Origin of the sequence: Corallococcus caeni, assembly GCF_036245865.1 — a bacterium.
GTDB classification, from domain to species: domain Bacteria; phylum Myxococcota; class Myxococcia; order Myxococcales; family Myxococcaceae; genus Corallococcus; species Corallococcus caeni.
In genome coordinates this window covers 623,941-634,506 of sequence record NZ_BTTW01000003.1, presented here as the reverse complement: position 1 = coordinate 634,506, position 10,566 = coordinate 623,941, and the positions used below count along the sequence as shown (strand labels likewise).

General features: G+C 70.0%; 7 protein-coding genes. 4 read left to right on the top strand and 3 right to left on the bottom strand.

Going from position 1 to position 10,566, the window contains the following annotated elements:
* Positions 1 to 167: 167 nt before the first annotated feature.
* Entirely contained in the window at positions 168 to 1,088 is a 921-nt protein-coding gene (locus tag AABA78_RS16730) for a class I fructose-bisphosphate aldolase (protein ID WP_120530525.1), read from the bottom strand.
* 258 nt (positions 1,089 to 1,346) lie between these two features.
* Between AABA78_RS16730 and AABA78_RS16725 the strand changes: the two genes are divergently transcribed.
* Together AABA78_RS16725 and AABA78_RS16720 are read left to right on the top strand one after the other, a co-directional pair.
* A complete protein-coding gene (locus AABA78_RS16725; protein ID WP_370469464.1) occupies positions 1,347 to 3,143 on the top strand; it encodes a TolC family protein in 1,797 nt (598 codons plus the stop codon).
* A 66-nt stretch (positions 3,144 to 3,209) separates the two neighbouring features.
* Positions 3,210 to 3,845 carry an MlaC/ttg2D family ABC transporter substrate-binding protein gene (locus AABA78_RS16720; protein ID WP_338264050.1) on the top strand — a complete coding sequence of 212 codons (636 nt, stop codon included), beginning with the start codon at positions 3,210 to 3,212 and terminating at the stop codon, positions 3,843 to 3,845.
* An 85-nt stretch (positions 3,846 to 3,930) separates the two neighbouring features.
* On the opposite strand, the gene AABA78_RS16715 is transcribed toward AABA78_RS16720, so the two are convergent.
* A complete protein-coding gene (locus AABA78_RS16715) occupies positions 3,931 to 5,115 on the bottom strand; it encodes a GNAT family N-acetyltransferase (RefSeq protein ID WP_338264049.1) in 1,185 nt (394 codons plus the stop codon).
* A gap of 9 nt (positions 5,116 to 5,124) precedes the next feature.
* Complete coding sequence (locus AABA78_RS16710; protein WP_338264048.1) at positions 5,125 to 6,681, bottom strand: aminotransferase class I/II-fold pyridoxal phosphate-dependent enzyme; 1,557 nt, start codon at positions 6,679 to 6,681, stop codon at positions 5,125 to 5,127.
* 431 nt (positions 6,682 to 7,112) lie between these two features.
* On the opposite strand from AABA78_RS16710, the gene AABA78_RS16705 reads away from it, so the two are divergent.
* Together AABA78_RS16705 and AABA78_RS16700 are read left to right on the top strand one after the other, a co-directional pair.
* Positions 7,113 to 9,587, top strand: a complete 2,475-nt coding sequence (locus tag AABA78_RS16705) for an efflux RND transporter permease subunit (protein WP_338264299.1) — start codon at positions 7,113 to 7,115, stop codon at positions 9,585 to 9,587.
* Entirely contained in the window at positions 9,584 to 10,564 is a 981-nt protein-coding gene (locus AABA78_RS16700) for a phosphatase PAP2 family protein (RefSeq protein ID WP_338264047.1), read from the top strand. Before AABA78_RS16705 ends, AABA78_RS16700 begins: the two co-directional genes overlap by 4 nt.
* The last annotated feature ends 2 nt before the right edge of the window (positions 10,565 to 10,566 follow it).

Here is a 10,566-nt window from a genome sequence, read left to right as displayed (position 1 = left end):
TAATCCAGGCCCGGGATGGAGGCCAGGGTGGGACCGCGGGGGAGGGGCCGTTCCTGGGCCCGGTCGTCCGCCAGCGTTCACGGTGGAACGCTCCCGCGCGGCGTGGCGCCCGTCCGGCGCGGAGCCGGGCCGGGAAGGGCGCCACGTCACGGATGACGTCGCGGGGACTACTTGCCCGCGAAGACGTTCATCACGTCCTTGAGCAGCTTGATGGACTCGGCGTGCGGACGCTGGAAGGCGTTGCGGCCCATGATGGAGCCGAAGCCGCCGCCCTGGTGGATCTGCCGGATGTCCTCCATGAGGGCGCCCGTCTCCTTCGCCTCGCCGCCGGAGAAGATGACGATGCGCTTGCCGTTGAACGCGGAGCGCACCACCTCGCGCACGCGGTCCGCGAGCGTCTTGGTGGGGATGTTCGCCTTCTCGAAGGCCTTCTTCGCCTCCGCCTGCTCCAGGAAGTCCGTGGGCGGCTTCACCTTGATGATGTGCGCGCCCATCTGCGCGCTGATCTGCGCCGCGTACGCCACCACGTCGATGGCCGTCTCACCCTCCTTGGACAGGGCGCCGCGCGGGTAGGCCCACAGCACCGTGGGCAGGCCGTAGGACTTGGCCTCCGCGATGATGTCGCGCAGGTCCTCGTACTGCTCGTTGCGGGCCGCGGAGCCCGGGTAGATGGTGTAGCCCACCGCCGCGCAGCCCAGGCGCACCGCGTCCTTCACGGACGACGTCACCGCGGACATGGGCGCGGCCGTCTTGGCCAGCGAGTCGGAGTTGTTCACCTTCAGGATGAGGGGAATCTCACCGGCCAGCTTGCCCGCGATGGCCTCCAGGAAGCCCAGCGGCGCCGCGTACGCGTTGCAGCCGGACTCGATGGCCAGCTGCGCGTGGTAGTCCGGATCATACCCGGCGGGGTTCGGACCGAAGGAGCGCGCGGGGCCGTGCTCGAAGCCCTGATCCACCGGGAGGATGACCAGCTTGCCCGTGCCGGCGAGCGTGCCGTGGTTGAGCAGGCGCGCCAGGTTCGTCAGCGTGCCGGGGTTGTCGGAGGGGTACCAGGAGAGGATCTGCTTGACGCGGTCGGTGTAGGCCATGGGTTTTCCTTGATGGAAGGCGTCGAAACCGGCGCGGGATTCTGCGGTCCTTGCGCGCGCCGACCAAGCTTTGTCTGTACCGAATGTCCGCGACTGTCACGCCCTCTACGCGCGAGCCGACTGGATGGAAGCCGACATCCGGCCGGCCCCAAGGGTGCACAGAAATGCTGCACCGTCGCGGGCTTCCGGATATGCCCGGCCGCACACGAGGCGGACCACAGCATGGGCAGAGAAGTCAGCAGGGTCTTCGCAGTGGCAATGATGCTCACCAGTGGCGTGTCGGGCGCGCAGATCTCGCCCACGACGGCCCCCTCGAACGCTCCGGGAACAGGCGCGCCGGGGACCGCGTCTCCCTCGCCCGGCAGCCTGTCTCCGGCCACCGTGCCCACGCCCCAGCCCGGCACCACGCCGGCCCCCAGCCCCAGCGGCAGCGGCTCGTCCGCCGCCAACCCCACGCCGGGCACGCGTGCGCCCCTGCCGTCGGTCCCCACCACCGTGAACCCCGCCGCGGCCGCCGAGCCGGGCAACGCCGCCCAGAGCGCCACCACCGGCACGCCCAAGCCGGCCTCGGCCACTCCGGAAGCCCAGGACATGGGGACGTCGCCCATCGCCCCCAAATCAGGCGACGGCGCGCAGGTGGCCCCCGGCTCGGGCGACGGCGCGCGGGGCGACCTCACCCCCGGTGCCCCCAGGGGCGCACCGGAGGAGGCCCGGACCCCCGGCCCCACCGAAGGCGCGAAGCCTCTGCGCGGGCCCATCACCCTGGCCCAGCTGGTGGCGCGGGCGCGCACGCAGGACGCGCGCGTGGCGGAGGCCACCGCGGAGCTGCGCAAGTTCCAGGCGCTCCATGATCAGGCCCGCTGGGCCTGGTTCCCCCGGTTCGAGATCACCCTGGGCGCGGGCGGCCCCGTCCCCGAGGCGCGCAACAACGGCCTGGGCGGACCGCCCACCACGGAGGCGTCGCTGGAGGGCGACTGGAACTTCGGCAAGGTGGGCGTGACGGTGTTCTCCACCGGCAACGCGGTGCTGCCGCTGTACACCTTCGGCAAGCTCTCCGCGCTGGAGCGGGCGGGCGAGCAGGGGCCCAAGGTGGGCGAGGCGCTGCGCGAGCGCGTGCGCGCGGAAGCGGGCTTCCAGGCCGCCCAGGCGTACTACGGCTACCAGCTGGCCCGGGCGGGCCTGAAGCAGCTGGAGGAAGTGTCCAAGCGCCTCAAGGACGCTGGCGACAAGATCGACGCGCTCCTCAAGGAGGACTCGGATCAGGTGTCCAAGCTGGACACGTACAAGCTGGGGTACTTCCGCCAGCTGGTGGAGTCGCAGCGCGCCACCGCCATCCAGGGCGAGCAGTTCGCGCTCACCGCCATCCGGCTCCTCGCCAGCGCGGGCCCGGACGAGCAGGTGGAGGTGGTGGAGGAGGACCTGCCGCTCCAGGGCGACGTGAAGGTGCCCGACCTGGAGACCTCGCTGAAGCAGGCCAACGCGCGCCGCCCGGAGCTCAAGGCCATCGCCGCGGGCATCATCGCGCGCGAGCAGGAGGTCCTCATCCGCGAGCGCAGCTACTATCCGGACCTGGGGCTCGCGGGGTACTACGACGTGCGCTGGACGAGCAGCGCCACGCGCCAGCGCAGCCCCTTCGCCTACGACCCCTTCAACGACCGCACCGCGGGCCTGGGCCTGGTCATCCGAGGCACCTTCGACATCCCCATCAAGGACGCGCAGCTGGAGCAGGCCCGCGCGGAGCTGGACAAGATGCACGCGCAGGAACAGACGCTCAAGGCCGGCATCCAGTTGGAGGTGACGCAGGTGCAGAGCCAGCTCGCCGCGGCCTACGCGCGCGCGAAGTCCTTCACGGAGGCGGAGAAGAACGCGAAGCGCTGGGCCACCGCCGCCTACGCCGCCTTCGACCTGGGCACCGGCGACACCCGTGAGCTGGTGGACGCCTTCACCGCGCTGGCCCAGGCCTCCGCCGAACGGGGCAAGAGCTGGCACGACGTGCGTGTGGGGCTGGCGTCACTGGCCCGCGTCACGGGTGCCGTCCCGGCGGCGGATGAATAACCCTTCCAGGCTGCCAGTCCTCACAGGTGTCGTCACACCTGACCTTCAACCCGGAGCTTCATCAAAATGATTGCTTCCCTGCTTGCCGCCACGCTGCTCGCCGCCGCTCCCGTGAGCCCGCTCAACGTGGTGAAGAACGGCAACGCCGCCGTGCAGAAGGCGGCCAACGCCCCTGGCGCCACCGTGCAGTCCCTGGCCAACGTCGTGGAGTCCTTCGTGGACTTCGAGGAGCTCGCCAAGCGCGCCCTGGGTGAGAAGGCCTGGGCGGGCCTCAGCGCCGCCCAGCGCAAGGAGTTCACCGACACCATGACGGGCCTGCTGCGCGCCTCGTACGCCCAGAAGGCCATCGGCCAGGCGAAGGCGGACGTGAAGTACGGCAAGGAGAGCGTGCAGGGGAACGAGGCCACGGTCGACACGCAGCTCACCGTGAAGACGGACCAGGTGCCCGTGAACTACAAGCTCTACAAGGCGTCGGCCAAGGCCGACTGGCGCATCTACGACGTCGTCACCGACGAGGTCTCCCTCGTGGACACGTACAGCGGCCAGTTCAAGAAGATCCTCTCCACCAAGGGCTTCGACGGCCTGCTGACGACGCTCAAGGCCAAGCGCGCCCAGCTGGAGAAGGAGAACGCCAACACCAGCGCCGCCTCCGTGAAGGAGTCCGCCGCCGGTGCCACGGGCGCCGCGCCGCAGGCGAAGTAACGAAGCCGGGCAGGGCGCCTGACAGCTTCGCGCTTCACCTTCCGCCCGGGTGCCACCAGCGCCCGGGCGGAGGTGTTTCAGGACGTCAGGCGGGCCGCTGGAACACGCGGTACGTCTTGGAGCGCTGGCCGCCCATGGACTCGATGGCGCGGTTGACCAGGTGGTTGTCCTCCAGCGTCCAGGAGATCTCCCCGCCCGTGTACCCCAGCTCCTTCGCGGTGCGCAGGGTGTCCAGGTAGAGGATGGCGTCCAGGCCGCGGCGCCGGTAGCCCTCCTTGATGCCCAGCGTGAGCAGGCGCAGCCGCTTGAGCTTGCGCGACGCCAGCACCAGCTTCACCAGGCCAATGGGCAGGCCGAACGTCGTGAGCCGCCCGTTGGCCGCCTGGAACGCCGGGTTGGCGTCCGGCAGCGTCATGGAGAAGGCGACGGGCTCACCCTTCACCTCCGCGATGAGCAGCAGCTCCGGGCGCACGATGGCCTTCATCTCCTTGGCCATGTGGTCGAACTCGCGGTCCGTGAAGGGGATGAAGCCCCAGTTCTTCTCCCAGGCCGCGTTGTAGATCTCCTTGATGCGGGCGACCTCGGCGGGGAAGTCCTTCAGGTTCACCGCGCGCACGGTGATGCCCTCGCGCTGGCGGATCTTCTCCGCGATGCGCGCCACCTTCTCCGGCGGCGGCGTGGACGACGACAGCTCCCACGCCCACAGGTCCTTCGCCTTGGTGAAGCCGCACGTCTCCAGCAGGCCCGCGTAGTACGCCGGGTTGTAGGGCATCATCAGCGCGGGAGGGCTGTCGTAGCCCTCCACGAGCAGGCCCCAGTCCTGGTTGGAGGAGAAGTTGGCCGGCCCCAGCACGGTGTCGATGCCGCGCGCCTTGAGCCACGCGCCGGCCGCGTCCAGCAGGCCCCGGGCCACGCCCGCGTCGTTCACGCACTCGAAGAGGCCGAAGAAGCCCTCCTTCGTGCCGTGGAACTCCATGTGGCGCGGGTTCTTGATGGCCGCCACCCGGCCCACCACGTCCTGCCCGCGGCGGGCGAGGAACAGCTCCACCTCCGCGTAGTCGAAGAAGGGGTTCTTCTTCGGGTCCAGGAAGTCGCGGCGCTCCATCTCCAGCGGCGGGACCCAGTTCGGGTCGTCACGGTAGAGCGAGTACGGCAGCCGGATGAACGCCGTCCGGTCCGCCGCGCCGCGCACGGGAGTCACCTGCACGTCGGAGGGCATGGTGGGAATGGAGGAAGAGGAAGCGTCGGAGTGCTTGGCGGGGTGGGCCATGAGGGAGGCTCAGTTCCTTTCGGCCGGGTTGCCGCCGTCGGAACCCTCGCTGCCGTTGCGCATGAAGAGCTGGGCGCCCTTCTCCAGGAGCACGCCGCCCAGTTCGCTGCGCTTCTCCCACAGCTTCTTGGGCGCGCCGCCCAGCCGCCGCAGGTCCTCCGGCTGGAGGTTCGCCGCGCGCCAGGTGAGCTGCTCCACCGCGTCGAAGAACTTCCCGGCCATCTCCCGCGACGACATCCGCGACAGCTGATCCAGGGAGAAGCCCTTGTCCGCGAGCAGGCCCGCGCTGCCCGCCGCCCACGTCTCGCTCGCCTTGTTGCTGCGCACCGCGCTGCCCGGCCGGGCGATCTTCACCGGCTCGTACACCGTGGGGCGCGTCTCCGGGATGACGTTGAGCTTGCGGCCGATCTTCTCGAAGGTGTCCAGCACCTGGTCCAGCTGCGCGTCCGTGTGCGTGGCCATGTAGCTGGTGCGGATGAGCGCGTGGCCCGCCTCCACCGCCGGGGGAATCACGGGGTTGGCGAACACGCCCGCCTCGTGCAGCGCGCGCCAGAAGCGGAAGCACTTCACCTGGTCGCCGATGTGCACCGGCACCACCGGCGTCACCGACACGCCCGTGTCGAAGCCCATGGCGCGGAAGCCGTTGTGCATCTTCTCCGCGATGTCCAGGAGGCGCGCGCGGCGCTGCGGCTCCGCCTCGATGATCTCCGTCGCCTTGAGCGCCGCCGCGATGGACGCGGGCGTCATGGACGCGGAGAAGATGACCGAGCGGGCCTTGTGGCGGATGTAGTTGATGACGTCGAACGGACCCGCGAGCACGCCGCCCAGCGACGCGAAGCTCTTGGAGAACGTGCCCATCACCAGGTCCACGTCCTTCTCCAGGCCGAAGTACTCGGAGGTGCCCCGGCCCATCTCGCCCAGCACGCCCATGGCGTGGGCGTCATCCGTCATCACGCGGGCGTTGTACTGCTTGGACAGCTCCACGATGCGGGGCAGGTTGCAGACGTCGCCCTCCATGGAGAACACGCCGTCCGTGACGATGATCTTCCCGGCGCCCGGCTCCGCCGCGGCCAAGAGCTGCTCCAGGTGGTCCATGTCGTTGTGGCGGAACTTGCGCTCCGTCGCGAACGACAGGCGCACGCCGTCCACCAGCGACGCGTGGTTCGCGCGGTCGCTGAAGACGATGTCGTGACGGCCCAGGATGGAGGCAAGCGCCAGGTTCGTCTGGAAGCCGGTGGAGATGACGATGGCCGACTCGCGGTTGAGGAACTTCGCCAGCCGCGCCTCCAGCTCCTCGTGCAGCGCCAGCGTGCCGTTGAGCAGGCGCGAACCGGAGCAGGTGGTGCCGAACTTCTCCGTGGCCTTGATGGCCGCTTCCTTCACGCGCGGATCCGCGGACAGGCCCAGGTAGTTGTTCGAGCCCACCATGATGACCCGCCGCCCCTCGATCTCCACCTCCGTGGCGCCGTGCGACGCCTCGATGGCCCGGAAGTACGGGTACAACCCCGTGGCCTTGGCGATGCGGTAGTCCTTCCAGGTACGGCACTTGTCGAACACGTCGCTCATGGTGGTCTTTCTTACGCGTCGGGGGGTGTGATCCGAGCCGCTTTCCATGTGCAGGGCGCGTTCCAGGATCGGATTGCCCGGCCGCGTGAACACCCAGGGGGGACGACGCGAGGGGGTCAATAAAGAGGGAAATCCACACTGTCAAGGCGGGGACGGTTCCATCACTCGCCATGTGGGGCATCCGTGTCAGGGCGCGCCTTGACAGCGATGCCGCATTGGTGGCACGCCGCGCCCCCGGACCTCTGTTCGCGACTGGATGCTCCAGCACCCAGGGCACACACAGGTTCACATGGGGAATGGGTGCGGAGGGGCCGTCTGTTCCGGGGGCCTGGATCATGGCCGGCTTATTGCTTTGACGGCCAGCATCAGAGGAGCAGACGGTGTCCCAAGCGCGACGGCAGCGGTGGTTCGAGGGCTTCATCCAGGCAGCGATGTCGCGCCCCTGGCAGGTGCTGCTCGTTGTCGCCCTGGTGACGGCCGCCGCGGGGCTCTTCGCCTCGCGCCTGGAGTTCCGCGGCTCCTTCGTGGAGCTCCTCCCGGAGGGTGCCCCCGAGGTTCGCGATCTGACACGCGTGTCAGAGAAGGCGGGCGGTGACGGATACCTCGTCATCATGGCCAAGGGAGGAACGCCGGAGGCCCTCAAGGCCTACGCCACGGAGTTCCAGCAGCGCCTGGAGGCCCTGCCGACGGTCCGCTACGTCGAGCACCACTATGACGTGGCCTTCTTCCGCCGCCACGGGCTGCTTCTCCTGCCCACGGCGGAGGTCGCTTCCCTGAGGGAGGACCTGGAGGCCCGCGTCCGCTACGAGAAGGAGCGCGCCAGCCCCCTCTTCGTGGACCTGGGCGCGGACACGGTGCCGCCCACCTTCGAGGAGATCGCGAAGAAGCACACCCCGGACACGGCGCTGCCGGAGACGCTGGCGAACAAGGAGGGCACCGAGGTCTACCTGATGATCAAGCCGTCGGGGACGGCGGGGGACCTGGACTTCGCGCGCAACTTCGTGGCCACGGTGTTCGACACCGGCCGCGAGCTCGCGGCCCAGAAGTACCCGGGCGTGACGCTGGAGGCGACGGGCAACTTCCAGAACCGCATCGAAGAGGACGCGGTGATGCGCCGCGACCTGTCCAACGCGGGCCTCTTGTCCGCGCTCATCGCCGTGGGGCTCATCCTGCTGGCCACCCGGCGCATCTCCGCGCTGGCGGTGGTGGGCGTGCCGGTGGTGGTGGGGCTGGTGCTGACGTTCGCGTTCGCGCAGGGCGCCATCGGCCACCTCAACATCGTGACGGGCTTCCTCGTCGCCATCCTCATCGGCCTGGGCATCGAGTACGGCGTCCACCTGGCGATGCGCTACTGGGAGGAGCGCGAGCAGCACGGCGTGAAGGAGGCGCTGACGGCGGCGGTGCGCGGCACCTTCAGCGGGGCGCTCACGTCCGCCTTCACCAACGCGGCGGCGTTCTTCGTGCTGGTGCTGGCGCAGTTCCACGCCTTCCAGCAGTTCGGCCTGCTCGCGGGCATCGGCGTGCTGATGGCGGTGCTGTCCGCGTATGCGCTGGGCCCGTCGCTGCTCGCCATCGCGGAGCGCATCCGCCCGTACCGCCGTGACGCCGCCCCCGGCGCCGCCGTCCAGGCCTCCGCGCCCGCCGTGGAGCAGGCCCCGGCTCCGGCGAAGGAGTGGCGGCGCTGGCCCACGGGCGTCATCGTCGCGGTGGCGCTGTCGGTGGTGGGCTTCGCGGCGTACTCGGTGGGCATCGCGCCCCGGCTGGGCTTCGAGACCAACCTGCGCAACCTGAAGGGGGACTCGCCGGCGTCGCGGCTGGACGACCACATCACGGCGCAGATCGGCGCGCCGCTCAACCCCGCCATCCTCTCCGTGGACACGCTGGAGCAGGTCCGCGAGGTGGAGGCCGTCATCGCCCAGGTGAAGGCGAACAACGGCGCCAACTCCGTGTTCCTGCGCACCGCGTCGCTGAGCGACCTGGTGCCGTCCGACGTGGCGGGGCACGCGGCGGAGATGGGCCGCATCCGGACGCTGCTGGACGGGCTGCCGAAGTCCGCCCAGGAGGACCCGCGCGTGAAGGACCTGCGGCAGATGGTGGACGCGAAGCCCTACGGGCTGGAGGAGCTGCCGGTGGAGGCGCGCCGCCGCTTCGAGGCGCTGGACGGCAAGGGGATGTTCCTCCTGCTGTTCCCGTCGGTGTCCAACTACGACACGCAGGACCTGAACCGCTGGGCGACGCAGCTGGATGAGGTGGTGGTCGGGGCGAGGGCGAAGGGCGTCGACCTGGCGGTGCTGGACAGCAACCGCATCGCGGCGCGCATCTTCGCGCTGGTGCGTGGGGACGGGCCGTTCATCCTCTGGTCCGCTGCGGCGGTGGTGTTCCTGGTCATCCTGGCCAGCCTGCGCAGCTTCAAGCGCGCGCTCTTGGTGGCGGGCCCGCTGTTCCTGGGCATGACCTGCCTGGCGGGCGGCATGTACCTCTTCGACGTCCAGCTCAACTTCATCAACGCGGTGGTGCTGCCCAACCTGTTGGCCATCGCGGTGGACAACTCGGTGCACCTGTTCCACCGGTACGAGGAAGAGGGCCCCGGGTCGCTGGGCCGGGTCGTGCGCAACACCGGCTTCGCGGCGGTGGTGGCCACCCTGTCCAACGCGGCGGGCTACGGAGCGCTCCTCGTGGCGAATCACCAGGGCTTGCGCAGCATCGGGCAGATTGCCCTACTTGGGGTGGTGAGCACCTTCCTGGGGACGACGGTGTTCTTTCCGGCCATGCTGGCGTTGCTGGAGCGGTGGAAGGGGCGGCGGTCCGCGGAGGCACCAGGGTCGGGCGCGGTGGTGCGGAGCCTCAATCTCGGGGGGGCCGGCGAGCTGCCGGCCGAGTCGCCGGGGGAGCGCAAATCGGCGTGAGCATCTGGTCATTCAGCCAGGGCCGTGTGCGGCCCGTCCTGGCGTCGTCGGGTGAAGCGCTCGTGCGCTTCCGGCAGGTGGACCTCGTCCTGATGGCGGCCTGCTCGGTGGCGGCCCTGGTGTGCGTGGGCCCGGCCCGCTGGGCGCCGCACTCCGGCCGCAACGCGCTCCTCTTCCTCTTCTTCGCGCTGGGCCTGCCGGCCGTGCGCATGCTGGAGGCCCGCTTCCCCCGCCAGCCGCTGCTCGCCATCGTGGCGGACTTCTGGCTCCTGCCCGTGTCGGCGCTGGCCCACGGGTGGCTGGGCCCCATCGTGGACTGGGTGAACCCACTGGTGAAGGACGCCCAGCTGGTCGCGGTGGATCAGAAGCTGTTCGGCTTCCAGGCCGCGGTGGCGCTGTCGCACGTGGTGCCGCCCTGGGCCAACGACGTCCTGATGCTCTGCTACTACGGGCACTTCATGTGGCCGCTGCTCTTGGGCATCTACCTGTACGCCCGGGGTAGGGGGCCCACGCCCGGCTTCGACGAGTACCTGCTGGGGCTGGGGCTGCTGCTGGGCTTCAACTACGCGGCGTACTCGCTGGTGCCCGCGGTGGGGCCCCGGTACTTCCTCATCGGCGCGTTCGACGGGCCGGCCACCCAGGGGTGGATCCTCACGCCGCTGTTGGAGTCCATGATGCGCACGCCGGTGTACACCCGGGACTGCTTCCCGTCGGGGCACACCGGGGTGATGCTGGTGGTGCTCTTCTACGCGTTCCGGTTCGCCCGGCGGTTCTTCTGGGTGATGCTCTTCCCCGGCATGGGGCTCATCTTCGCGACGCTGGCGGGGCGGTTCCACTACGTCATCGACCTGGTGTGCGCGGTGCCGCTGGTGCTGGTGGTGACGGGGCTGGCGCTGGCCCTGTCCCGGGCCGCCCGGCAGCGCGCGGTGGAACAGGGCGCGCGTTCCGTGCCCGTGGACGCTATCGTCCGGCCCTGAAC

What these genes read in the sequence shown, in the direction of transcription:
- AABA78_RS16730 (WP_120530525.1), bottom strand. Translation starts at nt 1,088, where the DNA reads ATGGCCTACACCGACCGCGTCAAGCAGATCCTCTCCTGGTACCCCTCC.
- AABA78_RS16725 (WP_370469464.1), top strand. Translation starts at nt 1,347, where the DNA reads ATGATGCTCACCAGTGGCGTGTCGGGCGCGCAGATCTCGCCCACGACG.
- AABA78_RS16720 (WP_338264050.1), top strand. Translation starts at nt 3,210, where the DNA reads ATGATTGCTTCCCTGCTTGCCGCCACGCTGCTCGCCGCCGCTCCCGTG.
- AABA78_RS16715 (WP_338264049.1), bottom strand. Translation starts at nt 5,115, where the DNA reads ATGGCCCACCCCGCCAAGCACTCCGACGCTTCCTCTTCCTCCATTCCC.
- AABA78_RS16710 (WP_338264048.1), bottom strand. Translation starts at nt 6,681, where the DNA reads ATGAGCGACGTGTTCGACAAGTGCCGTACCTGGAAGGACTACCGCATC.
- AABA78_RS16705 (WP_338264299.1), top strand. Translation starts at nt 7,113, where the DNA reads ATGTCGCGCCCCTGGCAGGTGCTGCTCGTTGTCGCCCTGGTGACGGCC.